The following is a 23,409-nucleotide window of genomic DNA, read 5'->3' as shown; positions in this document are numbered from 1 at the left end:
GGAGTATATCCTATGAAACTGCAGGATCTCGATATCATTGTCACGGCCCCCCCTGCTCCGGGTTGGGGTGGCCGGTACTGGATACTGGTAAAGGTTACCACCGACACAGGCGTCACCGGTTGGGGCGAATGCTATGCTTCATCCATTGGACCTGAAGCTATGTGTCACGTAATCCGGGATGTCTTTGAACGGCATATGCTCGGCGAGAACCCCGAGAGCATCGAGCTTATGTTCCGCCGCGTCTATTCCAGCGGATTTACCCAGCGCCCCGACCTGACCGTAATGGGTGCGTTTTCAGGGCTAGAAATCGCGTGTTGGGACATTCTGGGTAAAGATCGCGACCGTCCGGTTTATGCGCTTTTGGGTGGGCTGGTTAATCAACGCATCCGGGCCTACACCTACCTTTACCCCCTGCCCCGGCATGACCTGGCCGACTTTTGGACTTCGCCCGACCAGGCCGCGGAATGTGCAGCTGAAATGGTGAGCCGCGGCTTCACGGCAGTAAAATTTGATCCCGCTGGTCCCTACACGATCCGTGGCGGGCATATGCCTGCTATGTCCGACATCTCGATGTCAGTTGCCTTTTGCAAAGCGATCCGTGAAGCGGTCGGCGACAGGGCCGACCTGTTGTTTGGCACCCACGGTCAGTTCAACACCGCAGGCGCAATCCGGCTGGGTCAGGCGCTGGAACCCTATTCACCGCTTTGGTTCGAAGAACCTACCCCACCTGACATGATCGAAGACATGGCCCGCGTCGCTCGCAACGTGCGAATACCCGTGGCAACCGGGGAACGCATGACCACCAAAGCCGAATTCGGTGCAGTTTTGCGCGCAGGTGCAGCAGAAATCCTGCAACCCGCCCTTGGGCGTGCAGGTGGGATATGGGAGATGAAGAAAGTCGCAGCCATGGCCGAGATATTCAACGCCCAAATGGCTCCGCATCTCTATGCTGGTCCAGTTGAATGGGCCGCCAACATCCATCTGGCAGCCTCAATCCCAAATCTGCTGTTGCTGGAAACCATTGATACGCCGTATCACGACGCTTTGATCAAAGGTTCACTGCGCGTTGAAAATGGCTTTGTCGTGGCACCTAATGCGCCAGGGTTGGGGATCGAAGTGGACGAAGATCTGGCCCGCTCACACCCCTATACCGGCGATGGGTTGCACCTTCAGATGCAGGAAGAACCTTGCGACTATGCCAACGGCAACGCCTTTCAGGGCGGTGCCCCTGCTGCAAAGGGGTGACAAGTACTGAAATTCTGAGTCATATTGCGCCAAAGCCAAGTTTGGAACCAATTCGCACGTGACAGTTCAAGACCACGAAACACTGAATTCGGACGAAACTCCGCCCGGCATGCAGGAAAGTGCAGCACGTGCCGCCGCGTACCTTAAGACGCTGGCGCATGAAGGCCGCCTGATGATTTTGTGCCATCTGGGTGATGGCGAGAAATCGGTTGGTGAGCTGGAAAAACTGCTGCAAATCCGGCAGGCCGCAGTCAGTCAGATGTTGGCACGCCTACGAGAAGAACAGCTGGTGTCGACACGGCGCGATGGCAAAACCATCTACTATTCCCTGCAGGACGGAAATACAGCGAAAGTCATCCAGCTGCTATACGACCTGTTCTGCAAACCTGAAGCCAACCCCTAGTTCGAAACATAGCCGGCGATCACCTGCATCAGCTTGAAAGCGGTTGCGGCATCGTTTTCGACCACGGCCAGGAATTCTTCCTCACCGATACGCAGACAAGACAGGTCGGTTTCCGCAATCATGCTCAGGGCGCGGGGTTCCTTTCGGATCAACCCCAACTCTCCGACCAATGCGCCAGAGCCAACCGTTGCGATCAGTTGATCGGGACCTTCTGGTTGCGGCAAATACAGGCCTGCCTCGCCTTCCAAAACGACATAGGCCCCATCGGTGGGCTGGTCGTCTTTCAGGAACACCACCTCTCCCGGTTGAGCCTGGAACCAGCGCGCACCAAATGCCAGAAGGCGCAGCTGCCTGCGGTCAAGACCGGAAAACAGCGGCGTCTGTTCCAGCGCACGAAGCTTGCGCGCCAAATCGGCTGATGCTGCGCTATCTTCTTCCACGTCGGCGGGTCCTTCGTCTGAAACCACACGACCTTGCCTTATTTCTATGAACATGTCGAATACGTCAGGGTTTTCGTACTGATCGTTCAGATAAATCACCGTCGCATTTGGCAACAGGGCGCGCAGGTTCTTATAGACCGCAATCTGAGTTTCCATGTCATAGCTTGCCAAGGCATTATCCAGGATCAGAATGTCGGGTTTCTTGATCGTAGCCCGCGTAAAGGCCAAAGGTTCGGCGAAAACCGCAGGCAGGTTCTGCCCGCCCAGCGAGACCGGTACATCGTAAATCAGCTCGACCACCAAAGGTCGGGCTCCGTTTTCAGAAAGGACATCAACGATCAGCTTACGGACCTCATCTGATCGCGCGCCGCCGATCTGGCTGACCTTACCGAACAAAGCGTTTTCCATCACGGTCAGACCGGGGGCAAACTCGGTTTCCTTCAGCGGCACGAAGACATCATTCAGATGTTGCAGCAGTTTTTCGGAGTGGCTTTGCCGCAATTCAAGTATGCGGTTTTTCAATTCATCCGTAAACGCGGGGCCAATCTGTTCAGCCGAGATGACAAACGGAACCGCCAGAAGGTTGGCCAGTTGCCCATCATCCAGACCGCTGACACCTTCGTTTCGGGTGCGCTCTACCAGTTCGACGGCAGCTTCGTAGACTTCGGCCTGCAGGCCAAGCTTGCGGAACAACGGGTGGTCCGTGCCGTCCAACCCAAAGATCTGGCGCAACATATCAATGACATCGCGCGTCAGGCTGACCAGGGTTTCGTCCAAGCCCAGCTCGCGCAGCTGCCCCAAAAACACGCCCTGACGGGTCAGTATTTCCTGAGTGACCGGAACGCAGGGTGTCGCGAAAAGCAGGTTTTCCGCGACCGGCAAGGCCGCATTATATGCATTGCGGTCAAAGATCAGAGCCTGCTGTTGCAGCCCAGCCTTGACCACCGCCTCCTGAACTTTGGGGCGTAGTTCAACCAGTTTTCTGACTAACTCGGGGTGCTCGTTGGCTTCGAATGTCTGTTCAGCACCGCGCTGAAACAGGGCAGCGCCCGAACCTAGACCGTCGATCAGTTGTAACCACCAGTCGCGCAGGTCTTCCACGGTGTTCAAACCAGCCAGCGACGGGTCCAGCCAATCAACTCTAAACGGGTCGGTACTGTTGCCCGCTCGTCTTGTTTCAGCAAAGCCGGGGTCGTCTGATTCTGTCGACAGAGGACGAAGACGCATCGGCATCATGACATTGTCGCCCAAAGTTCCCTGGAACATAACCGGTCGCGATGAGGCAAAACCGATCCGCGCAGCAATGACCCCCTGATGCAGCTTTGACAAATCTTCCTGCCCGACCGTTACCCTGCCGGAACTGGGCAGGATCTCTCGGGTCAGCAATTCCGAAACCGCGCGCCGGTCTTCTTCGCTGGGCGCAGCGATTCCGATGGTTTTACCGCCTGGGAATGTCAGATCGAGGTCGTCCAGAACCAGATTCCCGTCCATGTCACGAACAGACGCATGTTTCAGAACAATATCCCCGTCCAGCCTGGGATGTTTGTCGGGCTCGCCTTCGAACAGGCTTTCGTCCTGCATTCCAGAGGGTGCAAAGCGTTCGATCACAACATCCCAGCGCAGGGACATATCCTGTGTCTGGTTGTAATATGTGAGCAACTCTTTCCAAGGCGAACTGAGGTCCTTGTAAGCCGCCAAAGCCGCAACCAACGCCCCCAACGAGACCGAGCCCTGCAAGACCAGAATGCCGCCAACCAGATAGAACAGGAATGGGGTAAGCTGCGAAATGAAGTTGTTGATGAACTTCATAAAGAACTTTTTCTGGTAGATATCGAAGCGGATTTCAAACAACCGGCCCAGCTGATCCGAGATCATGGCCCGGCGATACCGCCAGCCGCCATTTGCCCGCAGCGTTGACGCACCTGCTGCGTTTTCACCAATCTGTGCAGCCAGCACGCGCACTTCCTGGATGCGGCTTTTGTTCAACAGATTGATCTGGCGCTGCAGCTTTGGGATCAACCAGGCCTGTAACGGGATCAGGGAAACGGCAGCAAGCCCGAACCAAAAGCTCTGTAGGAACAGGAAGGACAGTATCGTGATCATCTGTCCCGCCTGCAATACCGGCTGGCTGATCGCATCGCCCATCAGCCCACCCATCGGCTCGCTTTCAGCGGTGATCATCGACACCATTTCGCCTTGGCTGACCCGTTCGAAATAGGGTTGCGGAAATCTCAAGGCGCGGCTGATCATCTGATACCGGAATCGGCGCAGCATCCGTTCGCTCAGGACGCCTTTCATGGTGTTGATGCGCATTTTCATCAAACCATGCGCCAGAACGGCGAGCAGAAACCCAATGCATAATATGATCAGAAAATTCGTTTGCGACAGGCTGTAGCCCAGCACATCAACAACAGGGGTCGCAGCCCCGATCGCGTCATTGATGATGCGCTTGGGCAGTTCCAGCGTCAGGTATAGCAGCGGAAACAAAGACGTGGTTACGGCCAGCAAAATCAGCTGGTCGCGCTTTGAATATTTCCAGATAAAACGGAAAATCGTGCGTTCTATGGAACCTGCCCCTGCTGCGGATCACTGACCCGGTCTTTACGAAATTCTCGTAAATTCAACAGTCTGAATTTACCGCAATCAAGCCTGCAGACGCAAATAGTTTCCGAATTGAACAGATATTTGCCGAATGTGAACAAGTTCATTTGCGCAACCTCACATTAGCCCCTACTGTTTGCTTCAGGACGATATCGGGAGGATTCATTTGCCTGCCACTCTAGGCACTGTGTTATTGATGCTCTGCTTATTGCAGATCAAACATATGTTTGCAGATTTTTACCTCCAGACGCCTAAGATGCTGTCCGGCCGAGGCGAATATTTTCACTGGGGACGCGCCCAACATGCCGCTGTGCATGTTATTGGGTCGGTGTTGGTTTTCTTGGTATTCGGCACCCCGCTGCCGTTTATCGTAATCATTGCCGGGCTAGAGTGGATCGTTCATTTCAATATCGACTTTGCCAAAGCCAGCTATTCCGACAAAAAACAGCTTATGCCAACCCAGGCAGCCTTTTGGCGGGCAGCCGGGCTGGATCAGTGCATGCATAATCTGACCTATGTGGCAATGGTCTGGGCCTGGGCGACATTCGCGGCCTGAACCAGAATTACCACAGCAATTCAGAGCTGAGTGGCCGATGGATAGAGCGATAGCCACCGCTGGTCTATGGCATCGATTTTCTGCGGGTCGAACTCGGTCTCAACTTCCCAGTACCGGCCAGACTCCACGAAATATCCAAGATCCGACTCCGACCGTATGATCTCAGCCATCCCCGATGTAGAAGGCATCTCGACCGAAGACAAATCTTCGCTGTCGACCGAGGGGTAAACCAGTCGGCTTGGCCCTTCGAACAATCGCACTGTGCGACAGCCCTGCGCCGCAGCAAACAATCCTAGTCGCGCCGACTTCGCCTCAAGCAGTCGCAAGGTCACATCGGATCGCAACGGATCTGCGGCTCCGTTGCCGTAGAAATGCGTCCGACCCTGTCCGGAATAGATCATATCGCAACCGCAATAAGCCAGAACCGAGGGCTGTAATGCAGACAAAGCCCAGTATCCGGCGGTAAAGGCCATCGTTCCCCCGGCATAGACAAACCCACCGAAACCATTCTGTATCGGAACGTATTCATTTGCAGTGACTATACGCTGGATGTCACTGACAGATGTGGGCATGTTCTTGGTCGGGAAATCCTCGGGGTGGATCAGAAAATCCCAGTCTGCGCGGACCCGCCAGGCATTGTTGATAGCGACGATATGCGTGAACGGCGTACGCGCCCAGTCCCTCGCACGCAGCGCGGTGGGGGCGCTGCCGAGGATCAGAACCTTGTTCTTCGATTTGGTCATTATGCGTCCGGGCTCAACTCGATCCCGTGAATGCTAGTGCATCAGGACGCGTCGGCTAGCCCAAAACGGAAAAACTGCTTTCTTTGTTGATCGGGCGCTTGCGGGAATAGAAACCGACATCGATTGTGCGTCCAATATAGGGCAGTTCAAATTGTAGCGGCGCACTGTCATGATCCGCGCCGTCTTCGCAATACCCGATCAGCGCCGTCATCATCTTGCCTGCAATCGGCGCGTTCTTGTACTGATTTCCACTGGATCCGCAGGCCATATAAAAACCGGGAAGGCTGGATTTGTCATAGATCGGAATCCAATCCGTAGACGCATCATACAGGTCCACCACACCGCGGGTCTTGGAAGGAATGCCAAGACTGGGCACTCTCTGGGCATAGCGCATCGCTTGCGTCGTCCACTGGTCGGTAAAGTCACGATCATAGGTTACGTCATCTTCGCACCATTGATGTGGGTCGCATTCGGGGTCTTCCGAGCCCACCAGGATGTGGTTGCCATGCTCTGGCCGGCAATAGCAGGCGATATCGCTGTCCGACACGATTGTCCCGTCATTTTCAAAGTCAAACCCCTCGGGCGCAGGGACGTGAACGACCTCTTGGCGCAAGGGGCGGGTCTGAATGGTCATGTCATCCAGAACATCTGCCATCCCGTTGATGATGGCCGAACCCGGCCCGGCTACGTTAACCACAACTTTCGCATGAATGTCTTCTCCCGATGCCAACCTGACACCAGAAACTCGCCCGTCATCAGTCAAAATCTCGACCACTTCGGCCCCGGTCCGCACTTCGGCCCCGTGCTGTTTGGCGGCATCCATCAGGTTCTGTGCGGATAGGGCCGGATCGGTGACATACCCGGCTTGAGGCCAGTAAACGCCGCCTTGCATCTTGCGTCCGTTGGGCTGCCCAAACTCGGGGTCATCCATGCGACGAGCGGGGGCAAAACTGTCCTGCGAATAGACCGGCAGCCGGTCGGTGACCTGTTCGGGGGACCATTCCTCGAACGGGCAATTCAGCGCGGAGCTGTTCTTCATGTGTTTTTCCAGCAGCCCGTTCGCCTCGGTCTTCATGACCAGACAGCCGGTTTCGCGGAATTGGGCCAGATCGGCGCCTTGCGGCAGGCCAAGATACTCGGCCCAGTCGCGCCAATAATGATAGCCTTCCCAGGCGAATGCCGTGCCGTCAAAGGTGGAATAATGCATCCGAATGATCGCGCAGGATCCGGCGGTTGAGCCATGGCCAACCTGAGCGTTTCGGTCAAGAGATACGGTTTTCCACCCGACCTTGGCCATTTCAAATGCGATGGCCGCCCCGATCACACCGGTTCCGATGATGATTGCATCTGGTTGACTCATGATGGCTCTCCTTTCCAGTGATGGCGCGAATAGGCGCTGAATTCTTCTACTTCCTCTGGCCTCGGCTCGACCCCGGTGAAGACATATAGATAATGCGGCACCATTGATATCCGCGTGGACATCGGTTCATTCAGCTGCGCCAGATCGTATCCTATCTGCATGTAATACAGCACGCGCCCACGGGTTTCCGCCTCGACCTCGGAATAGCCAAAGCGGGCAAACATGGCGTGCAGCGCTAGCAACCGTCGGGCGTCAGACTGGTCCAGCGCGCGCCGCACCTTGCCCGATTTGCGCGCCCAGTCGCGCACCGCGAAATCCAGCGCGGTGTCAAACAGGTCGGTATTGACGACACAGCGATGCACATTGCACACCGCACCGGTTATCGTCTTTGCCGGAGCTTCGGCCTGCGCGACCAATGCCGCGGTATTGGTGGCCTGCCACCGTGCCAGAAGAGCATCCAGCAGTTCCTGGCGCGATTTGAAGTACCAATAGAAGGACGACCGAGACACGGCCATCCGTTCCGCCAGATTCATCACCTTGATCTGATCGACCCCGTCCGAGATTAGCACATCCAACGCCACGTTCAGCCAGTCGTCGCGCGTGACCTTGACATTTCCGATCAGCGGTTCAGCTTCCGGGTCGTCCCGGTGCAGGATGGGTTTCGTATTCATTTAACTCTCCGGCGGCGCGCCGCCCTCTTCGGTACGTTTGGCAATAAAGTCCTTCAGCGCGCCAATCTGGTCGCTGTTTTGCTCAGGTGGCTGAAAATTGGCCAAAATCTCCTTCCATACACCGGTCGCACGACTGTTTGCGTCCAACGATCCACGCTCGGCCCAGGTGCCGAAATTGGCATAATCATGGACATGCGGCTCATAGAATTCGGTATTATAGCGGTCCATCGTCTGGCTGGATGCAAAGAAATGTCCGCTGGGCTCGACCTCGCTTAGCGCGGTGTCGAACCCAATTTCAGCCTCGCCAGCCTGCGCCCCGGTGCAGAGCTCGGCCACCATGTTCAGCACTTCGGCGTCGCAGACCAGTTTTTCAAAGGACACGGTCAATCCGCCCTCTAGCCATCCCGCCGAGTGAATGATCACCGTCGCCCCGGCCATCAGGCACCCCCACAGGCCAAACTGGTTTTCATTTGCCGCCTGCACATCATTGATGTTTGAAGCCGACCCCGCAGCCGAGCGCCACGGCAGGCCCAGATGCCGCGCCAACTGCCCGGCCGCCAGTGAGGCCTGAAAATGCGAGGGCGTTCCAAAGGCCGGAGCACCGGATTTCATATCCACATTGCTGGTGAAAGTGCCATAGCACACAGGCGCACCGGGACGTGCCAATTGCGTCAGGGTCAGTGCGGCCAACGCCTCGGCATGGGACAGGGTGATGGCCCCCGCCACCGTGATCGGTGCCATCGCCCCCATCAGCGTGAAGGGCGTGATGATTGACATCTGCCCGTGCCGAGCAAAGTCGATCAGCCCCTGCGCCATCGGAATGTCCAGCGTGCGCGGGCTGTTCGTGTTGATGATCGTATAGCTGTGCGGGTGGGTCCTAAATTCGTCATCCGACAGGCCCCGCGCGGTCGTCAGCATCTCAAAGCAATCCATCACCTGCGGTGTCCCGCGCGAGAAGAAGAATGGGAACTTGTCTGTCAGCTCCATCTGCGCCTGCGTGGTGAAATAGTGCCGCAGAGGGGTTGGGACATCCTGCGGTTCGACCTGCGGCGAGATCATTTGAAAGACGTCGAAATGATGGGTGAGTTTCAGGAACTCCAGATAATCCTGCCCCGTCGCCGGGCGACGCCCGCGCACCAGATCGGTGGCATTGGGGGCCCCTGCCCCCGGTTGAAACACAAGGCTACCCAGTTCCAGCGTGAAATCCCGGTGCGACGCACCGGCTCGGCAGGTGATGGATTTCGGGGCCGAGGCAACGGCGGCCTCGACCATGTCGCGACCAATAAAAACCATTTCGCTATCGACATCAACGCGCGCGCCAGCTTTGGCAAAAATGCTCCGCGCCTCAGGCAGCAGCACCTTGATGCCCAACTCTTGCAACAAACGCAGCGCGGTTTCGTGCATGTCAGCGATCTGATCCGCCGGAAACACCTCCATCACCGGGAATGGATTCCTCAGCTGGCGGTAGTCGACCTTGCGGTTGGTCGCAGGCGCGGCATCAGCGCCATGCCCTCGCCTTCGCCGTCCACGTTCGGGGTTGGTCATTGTCAGCCCCGCATCGCTTTGCCCTGTGGATCATAGGGCGACGGCGCGATGACCCGCGCAGGTCGTTCGACCCCAACCACATGGACAGACAGTTCAGTGCCTGGTGCGGCCTTGTCACGATTGACCAGCGCCATCGCCAGGGACTTGCCGGTGGAGTGGCCATAGCCGCCCGAGGTGACAAAACCCACGTGCTCTGCCCCTGACCAGACAGGTTCGTATCCGCTGGCATCTGCGTCCAAAGCATCAACCTCAAGCGTCACCTGAACCTGCGCAGGACCATTGCCATCGCGTTCGGCCAAGGCGGCCTCTTTACCGACGAAATCCTTGTCCCAATCGATCCAGCGATCCATACCTGTCATGCCCGGCGTGTACGCTTGCGTGAATTCCGCCGACCAGATGCCAAAGCTCTTCTCAAGCCGCGTGGACAGCATCGCGTTGAAACCGCACTCGCGGATGCCCGCGTCGGCCCCGGCCTCAAGCAACATCCGGCGCAGCTTGATGTGATCGCCATAGCGGCAGTTGATCTCATAGCCTTTTTCACCAGTGACTGACATGCGCGCAACGCGAGCCCTGACAAGACCGATATCAAAATCACCACAGCCCATGAATTTCAGGCCCGAGACGTCCTGCTCGGCCAGTTTTTGGATTACCTCCTGCGATTTCGGCCCGACCAGACCGAACCCGCAATACTCCTCGCCCAGATCGCGAACCTCGACTCCGTCGATCATATGATCGTCGAACCAGCGCATATGCCAGGCGCGCAGGTAATAGCTGCCCATGATCCACCAGGTGCCATCGCCCCAATTCAGAACGGTCAGATCCCCTTTTAGCCGCCCATTCTCACCCAGCATTGGTGCCAACTTGGCCCGTCCCGGCGCGGGCAGTTTCGAAGCCATCACGTGATCCAGCCACAGCTCGGCATTTGGTCCGGTGACCTCGAACCGGGAAAAGCCAGAGATGTCCATCAGGCCGACGCCCTCGCGGATCACCTTGCATTCCTTGGCCACGATGTCATGCGCGTTGGATCGCTTGAGGGTCGGCGTTTCTTCGAACCCTTTCGGCGCGAAGTACAGCGGCACCTCAAGGTCCCAGCTGACACCCCATTTGCATCCCGCTTCAGTCATCGCGTCATGAGCTGGCGCCATCTTCAGCGGACGACCGGCAGGCAGCTGTTCGTTCGGATAATTCATCACGAAACGGCGGGAATAGAATTGCCCGGTGGTTTCACGGATATAGCGTTTGTTCTGGGCAAAATCGCCATAGCGGGCAATGTCCATCGGCCATGCATCGGCCTCGGGCTCGCCATGGATCATCCACTCAGCCAGCGTTTTGCCAACGCCGCCGCCCTGCAGGAACCCGGCCATGACAGCGCAGGCGGTCCAATACCCGCGTTTGCCTGGAACCGGCCCGACCAGCGGGTTACCATCAGGCGAGAATGTAAACGCCCCGTTGACCCAGGTTTTGATGCCGACATTCTGGATCGACGGATAGCGTTCAAAGCCCAACGTCAGTTCATTCTCGATCCGGTCAAGCTGCTCCTGAAACAGTTCCTCGCCATAATTCCACGGCGCGCCGTCCATGGCCCAATGTTCATGGTCGACCTCATAGATACCGACCAGAACGCCCTTTTGGTCTTGCCGCATATAGGTGAACCCCTCGAGGTCCACGGTCATTGGCATCTCAAAATCCGCCGCCGCCACTTCGGGTACTGTATCCGTGATCAGATAGTGATGTTTCAGCGGCGACACTGGCAGCTCAACCCCCGCCATGCGCCCGACCTGCTTGGCCCAAAGCCCTGCGGCATTGACCACGTGCTCGCAAGTTATTGTGCCCCTGTCCGTCACGACCTGCCAGCCATCATCGGTCTGGATCAATTCCTCGACCTTGGTCTCCTCGTAATACTCGGCACCGCGTTTCTTGGCGGCAGTTGCATAGGCCTGAACCGTACCGGTCGTGTCGATATAGCCCTCTCGATCGGCCCACATCGCGCCCAGAACGCCGTCGGTCGACATGATTGGGCAGCGCTTTTGCGCCTCTTGTGGGGTCAGCAATTCGCAATCATCGATGCCGATGGACTGGAAGATACGATAGTTGGCCTGCAGCCACTCCCACCGCTCGGGCGTTCCAGCCAAAGTCAGACCACCAGTCATGTGCAGGCCGATATTCTGCCCGGATTCCTTTTCGATCTCGCTGAGAAGGTCGATTGTATAGGCCTGCAGCGATGCCATGTTCGGATCCGCGTTCAGCGCATGAATACCGCCCGCCGCGTGCCAGGACGATCCCGACGCCAATCGCCGCCGTTCCAGCATGACCACATCTGACCAGCCGAATTTGGCCAAGTGATACAGAACCGAGGCGCCCACAACGCCGCCACCGATGACCACAACGCGATACTGAGATTTCATTATGCTCTCCCCTGCATGACTCGAGGGAGACGCTAGTGATACTGTTCACACCTGTCTAGACATTTCTGTACAGTGCAAGTGAGCAAGTTCAGACAGCTCAATTTCTACGCCTTAAAGCTGTGCGCTTGTACGCGAAGCAATCTTGTCGAACCAAGACAGCGTCGCGGTATTTTCCTGTGGAATCCGCATCTTGATCACGCGGGCAAAGTCAACGAACACAAAGGTTGAGATATCGGCCAGCGTGAACTCAGCCCCCGCAACAAACGCACTATCCTTCAGCCGCGTTTCAAGCAAATCGAAAAACCGGCCAACCCGGTCCATGCCACGCTGTGCCAGCTCGGGTATCTGCGCATAGTTCGCCGGGCCCGGAATCGCCCGATCCTTGAACGCGGGATGGGTGTTGCGCAGAGCCTCGGCAATAGGCACTCCACCCTGCTGCTCGACAATGCTGTTCCACATCAGGACCAGCCCCTTTTCATCTGGCGTACGTCCCATCAAAGGTGGTTCGGGAAAGCGCGCCTCAAGATAGGCGGCAATGCCCAGGTTTTCGGTCAGCGTTGCGCCCTCATCCGTCACCAGAACAGGGATCGTCGCATTGGGGTTTACCGCAAGGAAAGCGCCATCCAACTGTTCCGCCTTTGCAATCGAGATATTGCGCGTTTCAATCTCCAGCCCTTTTTCCGCGATCAACATGCGCGCGCGGCGCGGGTTTGGAGCGGTCGTGCAATCATAGAAAAGCATTTGGTATCCTTCTCGCGCTTAGCGGCGGTAGATAAAGCAACGTCCGTCCACCGCATGTTCAGGCAGCGGGATTTCGGTCAGGTTTTCGAAATACATCCGGTCGCTGGACACCATCAGCCCACCTTCTGCCAACAACGGTTCTATCAGGGGGGAAACCAACCGCGCGAAAGCATCGTTCTTGTCCCTGTTATGGCCGCCAAGATCCGCATGGATCAAACTGGCCGTCGGCCCAAACCGTTCCAGCGCCGCAGGCAGAGTCTCACGCACATCCCCCAGAATCACCAGATCCTCGGGCGGGGTAGAGTCCGGATGGGAGGCCACGGCGCGCTCGAACACATAGACCGGACGGTTTTGAATGTACTGAACCATGTGATGATAAGTACGACCATTCCCTAATCCCAGCTCGAACACCGGACCGGACATGGTGCTTGTCTGTGCAATGGCATGGTCCAGGCAGGCACGCTGCGACACCATACGGTCGATGAACAGGTCAAGACGGCTTTGGGGATCGGGCACTGGGAAATCTCTCCTTGATATTTGACGACACATAACCTGTGACCGACATCGCATGTGATGACAAATCCTCAAGGCATTGTGTAGGCAAATCGGCCTCAGTTTCACGTTTTCGCGACATTTCACCCTAAGAACGGGTTTGACTATACAGGCACAACCGCGCGAAACTGCGACAAAAAACACAGGGAGTTGATCAAGCCTATGCCGAGCTACGGCCTAACGGGTGGAATACCCGCATGACTGCGTTGTTGTCTGTCCGGGACCTCAGCATCGGATTTGGTGCCGGAGAGTCTGTGGTTCAAGGCGTCAACTTCGACGTCGAAGCGGGACAGACACTTGCGCTTGTGGGTGAATCAGGGTCGGGGAAAACGATCTCATGCCGGGCTGCGTTGCGCATTCTTCCCCGAGCAGCCCAAATTCGAAGCGGCACGATTACTCTGAATGATTCTAAAGGCATGGAGGAACTGACCCAGATCAGCGAACGTCAGATGCGCGGCATTCGTGGCAATCGGATCTCGATGATCTTTCAAGAGCCGATGCGCTCGCTCTCTCCCCTGCACAAAATTGGCAATCAGGTCAGCGAAGTTCTTTGGCTGCATCGCAATGCCTCCGAGGCACAGGCCCGCAAAACGGTTCTGGAACAGTTCGAACGCGTGGGTTTTCCAGACCCTCAGCGCGCCTATGATTCTTACCCGTTCGAGCTGTCCGGCGGGATGCGCCAACGCGCCATGATCGCTATGGCCATGGTTTCCAAACCGGAATTACTGATCGCGGACGAGCCGACGACAGCATTGGACGTTACGACACAGGCCCAGGTGCTGGGGCTGATCAAAGAGCTTCAGCGTGAAACGGGAATGGCACTGATCCTTGTGACCCATGATTTGGGGGTCGTCGCCAATATGGCCGAACAGGTCGTGGTCATGCACAAAGGCCGCGTGATGGAGGCTGGAGCTGCGGCACCGATCCTGACCAGCCCTGCTCACCCCTATACCCAACAGTTGTTCAACGCCGCGCCCGAGATTCCGGATCAGGACGCGGTTGGCATCCCGATGCCCGACGAAGATCTGATCCTTCAGATGAAGGCCGTGTCGAAAACCTATACGATGCGATCCAGCAAGGGCTGGCAGGGCGAACGCCTGATCTATGCCTGCCGCGGAGTCGATCTGAACCTCGCGCGGGGCAAGACGCTGGCGATCGTCGGCGAAAGCGGCTCGGGCAAAACTACGGCCGCCCGCATCGCACTAGGGGCTGAGCCGCCTGATCCGGGCGGAGAGGTTCTGTTTCGATCCTCCCCCGATGAAGAAGCAATCACCGTTCACAAGATGACGCGGACCCAGCGCACCGCGTTTCAGCGCAAGGCGCAGATGGTGTTTCAGGATCCCTACAGCTCGCTCAGTCCTCGCATGCGCATTCAGGATGCGATGACCGAACCGTTGGAGATTCATCGTATCGGATCGACCGCCGAGCAGCGCGAAAAAGCGGCCGAGATGCTGACACGTGTTGGCCTGAACGCCGATATGCTGAAACGCTATCCCCATGCTTTTTCCGGCGGCCAAAGACAGCGCCTGTCGATTGCCCGCGCAATGATGCTCGACCCTCAGCTTATTGTCTGTGACGAACCCACTTCGGCTCTGGACGTATCGGTTCAGGAACAAATCCTGACGTTGCTGGAACATTTGCAGGACAGCCTGAATTTGTCGTATTTCTTCATCTCGCACGACCTTGCGGTTGTTGCACGCATTGCCGACGAAGTTGCTGTGATGCGTCGTGGGCTTGTCGTGGAACAGGCCCCGCCCGAGACACTGTTTTACAACCCTCGTCACCCTTACACCAAGGCACTGATTGCTGCGCAACCAGAGCCCGACATCAACCGCCCCATCGACCTGAATTTGGTTGCTTTGGGTGCTGGTTCACCTGACAGTTGGGATGACGCCTTCCGATTTACCGACTCCGTGGTACCTTCATTGGTAGAGATGGAGCCCGGCCATAAGGTACGATGCCATGTTTAAGACCACTCGCCCGCTGTTACTGGCCGTTGCGCTGGCCGCAACATGGGCCCTGCCCGCCACGGCAGACATGCCCGAGTTGCAAGAAAGCACTTTCTGGGAAACCGAAGTGAATGCGGGGAACCTTCCGCCCATACAGGACCGAATTCCCGCCGAACCCCTGATTGTGGATCTTGCTGCAAAAGGCAGGGAATTCGGCAAACAGGGCGGCACTTTGCGCACAATGATTACTCGGTCCAAAGACATCCGGCAGATGGTGGTTTACGGATATGCCCGCCTTGTTGGGTTCGACCAGACCTATCAGGTCGTTCCAGACCTGCTTGAATCCTTCCAGAACGACGACAACCGCAAATACACCCTCAACCTGCGTGAAGGTCACAAATGGTCGAATGGCTCTCCGTTCACTTCCGAGGACTTCCGATACTGGTGGGAGGATGTGGCAAATAATGAACTGCTCAGCCCGTCGGGACCACCGGATTTTCTGATCGTCGAAGGCAAGACTCCGACCGTGACCTTCCCCGATGAAACGACCGTTGTGTTTGAATGGGAAGATCCCAACCCCGGCTTCCTGCAGGCTCTGGCACAAGCGCGCCCGCCTTTCATCTACCGCCCTTCCGAGTTCCTGAAACAGTACCACGAGAAATACGCTGACGCAGAAAAGCTTGCCTTTCAGGTTGAAGATGCCCGCGTCAAAAGCTGGGCAGCTTTACACAACAAACTCGACAACCTTTACAAGTTTGACAACCACGAGTTGCCAACTTTGCAGCCCTGGTTGAATGCAAGTTCGGGCAAAAAGATCCGTCACAACTTTGTTCGCAATCCCTATTTTCATCGCATCGACAGCCATGGGGTGCAGCTTCCCTATATCGACGTGGTCGAGATGGAGATCGTGGCCGGGGGTCTGGTTGCTGCAAAAACCAATGCTGGCGAATCCGATCTACAAGGGCGCGGACTGGCGTTCCGCGACGCTTCGATCTTGAAAAAGGGCGAGGCTGGTGGAGACTACAAAACCTTGCTGTGGAAAACCGGGGTTGCCTCACAGATCGCGATTTACCCCAATCTGAACTACGAAGACGAAGCATGGCGTGCCGTTTTGCGTGACGCGCGTGTTCGTCGCGCGCTGTCTCTGGCAATCGACCGCAAAACGATAAATCAGGCGCTGTATTTCAAACTGGCCCATCCCGCCGCGATGTCGGTCTTGCCCGCTTCGCCCTTCTTCAACGAAGAAAACGCAAAGGCATGGGCACAGTACGACATCGAATTGGCGAATGCGCTGCTTGACGAGGCCGGCCTGACCGAGCGCGACAAAGACGGCACGCGACTGTTGCCCGATGGCCGCCCGATGGAGCTGGTCATCGAAACCGCAGGTGAGCGGCAAGAGGTCGAAAACGCCTTGCAAATCGTCACGGACACATGGCGCGACATTGGCGTCGATCTTATTATGCGCCCATTGGACAGGGACATTCTGCGCAACCGAGTGTTTGCCGGCAGCACAATGGCGTCCGTCTGGTTCGGCTGGGATGACGGCATCCCGCAACACCACACCTCACCAGCTTATCTTGCCCCTACCGATCAGGTGTTTTTGGCCTGGCCAAAATGGGGGCAGTACTATCAGACTGGAGGCGATGTTGGCGAGAAACCCGATATGCCTGAGGCCGAGCGCCTGATGGAACTGGCCCATAACTGGGAGGTCGCCTCGACTGATGAGGAACGCAAGGCCGCATGGGATGAGATGCTGAAAATCCACGCTGACCAACTTTATGCCATTGGCATTCTGAACGGTGCGCCTCAGCCTATCGTCGTATCGAACCGCCTGCGCAACGTCCCCGAGCAGGCCATGTGGGCCTGGGAACCCGGCGCACATTTCGGCATTCACCGGCCGGACGAATTCTTTTTCGCCGACTGATCAGGAGCAGCCACATGGTCATGCTGCGCTATGCAGTCTATCGCTTTTTCACGATGCTGCTGACCCTTCTGGTGGTGTCGGTTCTGGTATTCGTGATTATCAACCTGCCCCCGGGCGACTATCTCAGCAACCAGATCGCTGAACTGCAGGCGTCCGGACAATCGGCGGGTGTGGCCAAGGCAGAATTCCTGCGCGCGGAATATGCGCTGGATCGCCCCATGTGGGAACAATATCTGATCTGGATCGGTTTCTGGCCTGGCCCGCATGGGTTCGATGGGCTGGTGCAAGGCAACTACGGCTGGTCCTTTGAATTTGACCGCCCTGTCGCAGAAATCGTGGGCGACACGCTGTGGCTGACCGTCGTGGTCAATCTGGCCGCCATCCTGTTCGTATATGCAGTGGCCCTGCCCCTGGGTGTTCTTGCAGCCGCGAAGTCGCGGACCTGGATCGACTATACCTCGGCCTTTGTGGGCTATTTGGGTCTGGCAACGCCGAACTTTCTACTGGCACTGATCCTGTTCTACTATGGGCACCGCTATTTCAACCTGCCAATCGGAGGCCTGATGGACCCGTCCTTTGAAGGGCTGCCGATGAGTTGGGAAAAGCTGAAATCCATCCTCGTCCATTTGATCGTACCGACCTTTGTGATCGGCACATCTGGCGCCTCGGCGATGATGCAGCGACTACGGGCGAATATGCTGGATGAGCTGGGCAAACCCTATGTGGAAACCGCAATCGCCAAAGGCATGGCCCCGTCGCGGATGCTGACCAAATACCCGCTGCGCGTGGCCTTCAACCCCTTTGTCGCGGATATCGGAAACCTGCTGCCTTCGATGGTGTCCGGCTCTGTTCTGGTATCGGTTGTTCTGGGCCTTCAGACAATCGGCCCGACATTGCTGACCGCGCTGAAAACCCAGGACCAGTTCCTGTCCGCCTTCATCCTAATGTTTGTGGCTTTGCTGACACTGATCGGTACGATGATCTCTGACATTCTGCTGGTCATGCTGGACCCGCGCATCCGATATGAGGGGCGTGAAGCATGACCCAACATCCTGATGGTCGCTATGTCGACGACGCCCCATTCGATCCCGATGCCGCCCTGCAACAGCTTGAGCGCGCCGATTTGGATGCTCCGAACTGGATTCTGGTCTGGCGCAAATTCCGAACCCACAAGCTGGGCCTGATTTCCGGCGTCTTCCTATTGCTGTGCTATCTCATGCTGCCCTTTGCGGGTTTCATCGCGCCTTATGGCCCGAATGAACGTAATGACGAGCATCTCTATGCCCCGCCGCAAAGCATCAACTGGTTCCATGAGGGCGAATTCATCGGGCCTTATGTCTATTCGATGGTGGCCGAGGCGGATCTGGAGACCTTCCAGTGGAAGTTTGTCGCCGACACCGACACCCCGCGGCCAATCAAGTTTTTCTGCGAAGGGGCCGAGTACAAGCTGGCGGGTCTGATCAAGTCCGACACCCATCTGTTCTGCGCACCTGAAGACGCGACTTTGTTCCTTTGGGGGTCGGATCGTCTGGGCCGTGATGTATTCAGCCGTATCCTCTTTGGCGCCCAGCTGTCATTGACGGTGGGTCTGATCGGGATTTCAGTGTCCTTCTTTCTTGGTATCCTGTTCGGCTCGATTGCGGGATATTTTGGCGGCAGAATCGACTGGGTGATTAACCGTATAATCGAAATTCTGCGCTCACTACCTGAATTGCCCCTTTGGCTCGCGCTATCAGCGGCGGTCCCCTCGAATTGGAGCCCGGTCGCGGTATTCTTCATCATCTCGATTATCCTGGGGATTCTCGACTGGCCTGGCCTTGCGCGATCCGTTCGTGCCAAATTCCTATCGTTACGCGAAGAAGAATACGTACGTGCAGCCGAAATGATGGGAGCAAGCTCGGGCCGGGTGATCCGCAAGCACCTGCTGCCCAACTTCATGTCGCATCTGATCGCATCGGCAACCCTGTCGATCCCGGCAATGATCCTGGGCGAAACAGCGCTCAGCTTCCTTGGGCTTGGGCTGCGCGCCCCGGCCGTCAGCTGGGGTGTGATGCTGAATGATGCGCAGAACCTTGCGTCGATCGAGATCTACCCCTGGACGGCCATCCCGATGCTGCCAATCATTGTCATCGTGCTGGCATTCAACTTTCTGGGTGACGGGCTTCGTGACAGCCTGGATCCGTATCAGCAATGACGCTGTTATCAGTACTGCCATCACCGGAAGGGTATCGGACAACCGGCACCGGAGCGCGACCCAGCGTGTATGCAGTCTCCGAACTGGCGACCGCCAGCTTTGCGGCTGTTGGTCAGGAACTGGCACGCCTGATGGGCGCGCTGAACCTGACCCAAAGCCCGCCCGAGATTTTGGTCGATCACCGGTTGGCGTCTCTTTGGTACGGATATTCTTTCAAACCCGATGGCTGGGAAATGCCCAACCTCTGGGACAGTATCGCCGGTGATTACCTTGCCAATGATGGTTGGATCAGGCTGCACACGAACCTGCCTCAGCACCGTGCGGCCGCCCTGAAAGTCCTGAAGGTCAAAGGAGATCGGGACGTGGTTACAAAGGCCGTTGCAACTTTGTCGGCGGCCAATCTTGAAAACGCTGTCGTGGCTGAGGGTGGTGTGGCAGCCGCCATGCGCAGCCGTGGGGAATGGCAAGATCATCCACAGGGGCGCGCGGTTTCACGGGACCCGCTGATCGGGTGGCACAAACCCCGACAGATTAAGCTTCGCGACCGGCCAGAGGCAACCGCCAAGCGCCCGCTGGCAGGTCTGCGCGTGCTTGATCTGACCCGCGTTCTAGCCGGTCCGGTTTCAACTAGAACTCTGGCGGGGTTCGGGGCAGAGGTCTTGCGCATTGATCCTCCGGACTGGGACGAGCCGGGTGTGATCCCGGATATTTCTCTGGGTAAGCGCTGTGCCTATCTGGACCTGAAATCCCCCGCAGGGATCGAGTTGCTACACGGCTTGCTGACCCAGGCGGATGTCTTCATTCACGGCTATCGCCCTGGCGCATTGGACGCGCTGGGCCTCACCCAAGCCAAACGGGACGAGATTGCCCCGAACAGAGTAGAAGTCACGCTGAATGCCTATGGCTGGCAAGGCCCTTGGTCTTCGCGGCGCGGATTTGACAGCCTCGTACAGATGAGCAGCGGGATTGCCGATGCAGGTCGGGTATGGGCCGGTGCAGACAAGCCGACACCCCTGCCGGTGCAGGCGCTGGACCACGCGACTGGATATCTGATGGCTGCCGCCGTCCTGTCAGCATTGTCCGAAGCCGCGATGGGTGCGCCGATCATGCAGGCCCGATTGTCGCTGGCACGCACGGCTGACCTGCTGACCATTCTAGGCAAGTTCGACACCAAGACAGAAATTGGCGCTTCGGTTCCTGCGGATTTCACGACCAAGACCGAAACCTCTGGATGGGGACCTGGCCACAGGTTGAAGCCCGCACTCTCGGTTGGTCCGGCCCAGATGTCGTGGGACCTACCCGCAAGCAAACTGGGCACGTCGAGCGCCTCCTGGTCATAGCCCTACGCCTACGCCCTCGCCGGCAGCCGCGCGGTCCGGCCCAACGCTTTGGAAGGGGTCTCGTCAGAGACGCAGCCCAAAGAGGCGGGAGCGGTCCCTAGCGGTCGTCGCCTCCAGGACCGATATCGTCCAGATAATCCTCGTCGATGGCCGCATGCACCGCACCGGTCACCGCTTCGCGTTCCTGCGGTGTCAGGTTTTCGGCCTCTTTTCCGTCAGCAAGCCTGACGGTCACCTCACGATGCGCAAACTTGATCCCTTCGCGGGCAAACAATTCGCGGATATCCTGATAGACCTTCTTACGCACCAGCCACTGATCGCCCGGCTTGGTCATGAACTTGACCCGAATGATCATCGCCGAATCCTGCATTTCGATCACGCCCTGCGATTTCAACGGCTGGATAAAATTATCCCCAATCACCGGATCGCTCAAAAGCTCTTGGCCCAAATTCTTGATGAGTTTCCGCACTTTTTCGACATCGGTGTCATAGGTCACCCGCAGGGGCAACTTCATGATCACCCAATCACGCGAATAGTTGGTAAGAACCTTGATCTCGCCAAAGGGGATCGTATTCAGTGCGCCCAGATGGTGCCGCAACTGGAACGACCGGACCGAGATTTTCTCGACCGTCCCCTTCACATCGCCAATGTCGATATATTCGCCTTTGCGGAAGGCATCATCCATCAGGAAGAACGCGCCCGAGAATATATCCCGGACAAGCGTTTGCGACCCGAACCCAACGGCCAGACCCACGACACCGGCACCGGCGAACAGCGGGCTGACATTGATACCCAATTCCATCAGGACAATCAGAACGATGGTCACAACAACAACCGCCAGAATTGCGCCACGGAACAACGGCAGCAGTGTCGCAAGACGGCTTTGCCCGCCTTCCCCGCCCTCGTCGCCCAGTTCAACCTCTCCACCGGCTACGTCTTCTTCCTCAGCAATCTTGGTATCAATCCAGACACGAAAGAAATGGAACAAGATGTAGCCCATGAACAGGATAACCATCACGTCCAGAGCCCGTTCAATAGGCAGGTCTTCGCTCCAGCTTGCGTCCGGATTCCAGATTACGACCAGAGCATATAACCCGACGACAAATGCCAGGATACCGGCCACACGTCGCGCCAGATCCTCATAGGTGACGATCGAGTGCTTTCTCTTTTCCGCTTGTGGGGTTTGAGGAACCTCATCCTCTTCAACACCGGCACCAGTCTCTGCGTTCAACTCTTCAATCTGGCGATTGCGGACGAAGTAGCGTTCAAGCAGATAGTTCATCGCGCCATAGGCAATTACCACAGACATGAAGATGGCATAGCTGCTGGCAACAATCGGAATGGAATTCTCGTTCTCAAGCACCAGATCAACAGCCAGTTTGAACCAGCTGAACACGATATAAACTGCCAAGACCGGAGCCCAGGCAATCGATATCAGGCGCAAAATCCAGGATACCTGTTCCTTTGACCGCCCGCCTCGGATCGCGTTCGAGATGGCGCGCGCGTTGAACAGAATCATCAGAACATTGCCCAAGGCGCCAAACATGGTCAGGCCGCCATAGACCATCGCATAGACATTGTAGTTCAGACCAAAATCCGCAACCCAGGTAGAAAACAATACCACCGAGATATCATATGTCGCGATTGCCGAGGCCCAGACGTAAAGGCGTTTTGCCTCCCGGTCGGAAAAGGGCGGCAGCCGGTATTGACTGAGGTAAGGAGACAACACCATACGCCAAAGATCGGAAACTGTGCGTGCAAGAAAGAATGCCGTAAATATGGCGGTGGTCGTGAACTGAATCGAAAGATCTTCAGCCTCGCCAAAGATCAGATAGCCCACGATCAGGGCCATCAGCATCGCGAAGATCGTGGCCCCAACACCCATGAAAAAGCGAAAGACCAGAAAGGGCATTTTTTCGCGATAGCCTTGCGGATCTTCTTTTGACCGCGCCACCACCAGCCTTTTTGCAAGACGCTTGCCGTAGATTTCTATCGACAGCCAGCGCCCCAGAAGAAGGAAGAGTATATTCCAGCCCAACACTTCGACATAGGTCTGTATTCGGCCGTCTGGGCTGGTCTCTCGCAAAACATATTGCACTTCGAAGATCGAATACGGCAAAGCCTGCAGGCGCGACTCCATCGACTCGCGGAACTTCGAGAACCGCTCTTGCGCCTTCATCAACTGTGACCCTTCGGACATCGGGTCATGGGCGATATCGTCGTGCGTCGAGGCGGTATTGCCACCAGATGAGACAAGCTGACCGGCGCTGTCGATGACGATGACGCTTGCACCCGCTTCGGTGGCTGATCGGATCGCGTCAGCCAGTTCGCTTTCCTTATCTGCTTCAGATGTCGTGCCAGACCCCGAACCATACCCGGGTATAAGCGAAGTCTGCGCCGTCGCTTCCGACCCCAGAGATAGCATAGCCACCCAGACGAACAGGGCCATTGCAGCCAATAGGTTAAATCTCATGAATTCTCGCTTCCGGGTCGCATGTTGTCGCAGGTTACAGAAGCTTTCCGAACACTTCAATTTGTGCGCCGCTGCGGTCCCGATAAAGTGCACAGGCGTGTTCCGGGTGCAATGAGTTGGAATCGGATGTTTTCATCCGCTTCAAAACTGAATATGACGGGCTGGGCATACACTTTCGGGCAAGCAGCTAAGGTCTTTGCGCAAAAACGAAAAGGCACCTTGCGGCTTACCAGAGGAATGGCTGACGTTTTACGCAGTCCCTTCCAG

At 56.9% G+C, this 23,409-nt stretch carries 17 protein-coding genes; 8 read left to right on the top strand and 9 right to left on the bottom strand.

Annotated features, from left to right (window positions below; translation table 11 throughout):
* Positions 1 to 12: 12 nt before the first annotated feature.
* Both AC2FFF_RS15660 and AC2FFF_RS15655 read left to right on the top strand, forming a co-directional pair.
* Positions 13 to 1,245 (top strand): mandelate racemase/muconate lactonizing enzyme family protein, encoded by a 1,233-nt coding sequence (locus AC2FFF_RS15660; protein ID WP_271951557.1) that lies wholly within the window; start codon positions 13 to 15, stop codon positions 1,243 to 1,245.
* A gap of 109 nt (positions 1,246 to 1,354) precedes the next feature.
* Positions 1,355 to 1,648 (top strand): ArsR/SmtB family transcription factor, encoded by a 294-nt coding sequence (locus AC2FFF_RS15655; RefSeq protein WP_142639497.1) that lies wholly within the window; start codon positions 1,355 to 1,357, stop codon positions 1,646 to 1,648.
* Here the strand turns inward: AC2FFF_RS15655 and AC2FFF_RS15650 are convergent.
* Entirely contained in the window at positions 1,645 to 4,641 is a 2,997-nt protein-coding gene (locus tag AC2FFF_RS15650; RefSeq protein WP_425595606.1) for an ABC transporter transmembrane domain-containing protein, read from the bottom strand. The two genes, AC2FFF_RS15655 and AC2FFF_RS15650, sit on opposite strands and share 4 nt — an antisense overlap.
* A gap of 214 nt (positions 4,642 to 4,855) precedes the next feature.
* On the opposite strand from AC2FFF_RS15650, the gene AC2FFF_RS15645 reads away from it, so the two are divergent.
* Complete coding sequence (locus tag AC2FFF_RS15645; RefSeq protein WP_416383939.1) at positions 4,856 to 5,245, top strand: DUF3307 domain-containing protein; 390 nt, start codon at positions 4,856 to 4,858, stop codon at positions 5,243 to 5,245.
* 20 nt (positions 5,246 to 5,265) lie between these two features.
* Here AC2FFF_RS15645 and AC2FFF_RS15640 read toward each other — a convergent pair whose 3' ends face one another.
* The 7 genes from AC2FFF_RS15640 to AC2FFF_RS15610 form a co-directional block, all read right to left on the bottom strand.
* Entirely contained in the window at positions 5,266 to 5,988 is a 723-nt protein-coding gene (locus tag AC2FFF_RS15640) for a hypothetical protein (protein ID WP_142639393.1), read from the bottom strand.
* A gap of 55 nt (positions 5,989 to 6,043) precedes the next feature.
* Complete coding sequence (locus AC2FFF_RS15635; RefSeq protein WP_281973451.1) at positions 6,044 to 7,348, bottom strand: NAD(P)/FAD-dependent oxidoreductase; 1,305 nt, start codon at positions 7,346 to 7,348, stop codon at positions 6,044 to 6,046.
* On the bottom strand, positions 7,345 to 8,019 hold the full coding sequence (locus tag AC2FFF_RS15630) for a TetR/AcrR family transcriptional regulator (protein WP_142639389.1): 675 nt from the start codon (positions 8,017 to 8,019) through the stop codon (positions 7,345 to 7,347). Before AC2FFF_RS15630 ends, AC2FFF_RS15635 begins: the two co-directional genes overlap by 4 nt.
* Entirely contained in the window at positions 8,020 to 9,564 is a 1,545-nt protein-coding gene (locus AC2FFF_RS15625) for a trimethylamine methyltransferase family protein (RefSeq protein WP_496882993.1), read from the bottom strand.
* A 2-nt stretch (positions 9,565 to 9,566) separates the two neighbouring features.
* A complete protein-coding gene (locus AC2FFF_RS15620) occupies positions 9,567 to 11,969 on the bottom strand; it encodes a GcvT family protein (RefSeq protein ID WP_281973449.1) in 2,403 nt (800 codons plus the stop codon).
* A 111-nt stretch (positions 11,970 to 12,080) separates the two neighbouring features.
* Positions 12,081 to 12,710: a glutathione S-transferase gene (locus AC2FFF_RS15615; protein ID WP_281973448.1), complete on the bottom strand. Its 630-nt coding sequence runs from the start codon at positions 12,708 to 12,710 to the stop codon at positions 12,081 to 12,083.
* Between the two features lie 18 nt (positions 12,711 to 12,728).
* Positions 12,729 to 13,259: a class I SAM-dependent methyltransferase gene (locus AC2FFF_RS15610; RefSeq protein ID WP_271951544.1), complete on the bottom strand. Its 531-nt coding sequence runs from the start codon at positions 13,257 to 13,259 to the stop codon at positions 12,729 to 12,731.
* A 200-nt stretch (positions 13,260 to 13,459) separates the two neighbouring features.
* Between AC2FFF_RS15610 and AC2FFF_RS15605 the strand changes: the two genes are divergently transcribed.
* The 5 genes from AC2FFF_RS15605 to AC2FFF_RS15585 are packed head-to-tail and all read left to right on the top strand — an operon-like array spanning position 13,460 to position 20,669.
* Positions 13,460 to 15,232: an ABC transporter ATP-binding protein gene (locus AC2FFF_RS15605; protein ID WP_142639379.1), complete on the top strand. Its 1,773-nt coding sequence runs from the start codon at positions 13,460 to 13,462 to the stop codon at positions 15,230 to 15,232.
* On the top strand, positions 15,225 to 17,135 hold the full coding sequence (locus AC2FFF_RS15600) for an ABC transporter substrate-binding protein (RefSeq protein ID WP_281973447.1): 1,911 nt from the start codon (positions 15,225 to 15,227) through the stop codon (positions 17,133 to 17,135). Before AC2FFF_RS15605 ends, AC2FFF_RS15600 begins: the two co-directional genes overlap by 8 nt.
* A 14-nt stretch (positions 17,136 to 17,149) precedes the next feature.
* Entirely contained in the window at positions 17,150 to 18,178 is a 1,029-nt protein-coding gene (locus AC2FFF_RS15595; RefSeq protein WP_271951540.1) for an ABC transporter permease, read from the top strand.
* Complete coding sequence (locus AC2FFF_RS15590) at positions 18,175 to 19,329, top strand: ABC transporter permease (RefSeq protein ID WP_142639373.1); 1,155 nt, start codon at positions 18,175 to 18,177, stop codon at positions 19,327 to 19,329. The genes AC2FFF_RS15595 and AC2FFF_RS15590 overlap by 4 nt, the downstream gene beginning before the upstream one ends.
* Complete coding sequence (locus tag AC2FFF_RS15585) at positions 19,326 to 20,669, top strand: CoA transferase (RefSeq protein WP_281973446.1); 1,344 nt, start codon at positions 19,326 to 19,328, stop codon at positions 20,667 to 20,669. The genes AC2FFF_RS15590 and AC2FFF_RS15585 overlap by 4 nt, the downstream gene beginning before the upstream one ends.
* 97 nt (positions 20,670 to 20,766) lie before the next feature.
* Here AC2FFF_RS15585 and AC2FFF_RS15580 read toward each other — a convergent pair whose 3' ends face one another.
* Positions 20,767 to 23,142 (bottom strand): mechanosensitive ion channel family protein, encoded by a 2,376-nt coding sequence (locus tag AC2FFF_RS15580; protein ID WP_281973444.1) that lies wholly within the window; start codon positions 23,140 to 23,142, stop codon positions 20,767 to 20,769.
* Between the last annotated feature and the right edge of the window lie 267 nt (positions 23,143 to 23,409).

Source organism: Ruegeria sp. YTSA226 (assembly GCF_059609905.1).
The sequence above is the reverse complement of the archived record's forward strand: the minus strand, read 5'-3'. Positions and strand labels throughout refer to the sequence as shown.

What these genes read in the sequence shown, in the direction of transcription:
- AC2FFF_RS15660 (WP_271951557.1), top strand. Translation starts at nt 13, where the DNA reads ATGAAACTGCAGGATCTCGATATCATTGTCACGGCCCCCCCTGCTCCG.
- AC2FFF_RS15655 (WP_142639497.1), top strand. Translation starts at nt 1,355, where the DNA reads ATGCAGGAAAGTGCAGCACGTGCCGCCGCGTACCTTAAGACGCTGGCG.
- AC2FFF_RS15640 (WP_142639393.1), bottom strand. Translation starts at nt 5,988, where the DNA reads ATGACCAAATCGAAGAACAAGGTTCTGATCCTCGGCAGCGCCCCCACC.
- AC2FFF_RS15635 (WP_281973451.1), bottom strand. Translation starts at nt 7,348, where the DNA reads ATGAGTCAACCAGATGCAATCATCATCGGAACCGGTGTGATCGGGGCG.
- AC2FFF_RS15630 (WP_142639389.1), bottom strand. Translation starts at nt 8,019, where the DNA reads ATGAATACGAAACCCATCCTGCACCGGGACGACCCGGAAGCTGAACCG.
- AC2FFF_RS15625 (WP_496882993.1), bottom strand. Translation starts at nt 9,564, where the DNA reads ATGACCAACCCCGAACGTGGACGGCGAAGGCGAGGGCATGGCGCTGAT.
- AC2FFF_RS15620 (WP_281973449.1), bottom strand. Translation starts at nt 11,969, where the DNA reads ATGAAATCTCAGTATCGCGTTGTGGTCATCGGTGGCGGCGTTGTGGGC.
- AC2FFF_RS15615 (WP_281973448.1), bottom strand. Translation starts at nt 12,710, where the DNA reads ATGCTTTTCTATGATTGCACGACCGCTCCAAACCCGCGCCGCGCGCGC.
- AC2FFF_RS15610 (WP_271951544.1), bottom strand. Translation starts at nt 13,259, where the DNA reads ATGTGTCGTCAAATATCAAGGAGAGATTTCCCAGTGCCCGATCCCCAA.
- AC2FFF_RS15605 (WP_142639379.1), top strand. Translation starts at nt 13,460, where the DNA reads ATGACTGCGTTGTTGTCTGTCCGGGACCTCAGCATCGGATTTGGTGCC.
- AC2FFF_RS15600 (WP_281973447.1), top strand. Translation starts at nt 15,225, where the DNA reads ATGTTTAAGACCACTCGCCCGCTGTTACTGGCCGTTGCGCTGGCCGCA.
- AC2FFF_RS15595 (WP_271951540.1), top strand. Translation starts at nt 17,150, where the DNA reads ATGGTCATGCTGCGCTATGCAGTCTATCGCTTTTTCACGATGCTGCTG.
- AC2FFF_RS15590 (WP_142639373.1), top strand. Translation starts at nt 18,175, where the DNA reads ATGACCCAACATCCTGATGGTCGCTATGTCGACGACGCCCCATTCGAT.
- AC2FFF_RS15585 (WP_281973446.1), top strand. Translation starts at nt 19,326, where the DNA reads ATGACGCTGTTATCAGTACTGCCATCACCGGAAGGGTATCGGACAACC.
- AC2FFF_RS15580 (WP_281973444.1), bottom strand. Translation starts at nt 23,142, where the DNA reads ATGAGATTTAACCTATTGGCTGCAATGGCCCTGTTCGTCTGGGTGGCT.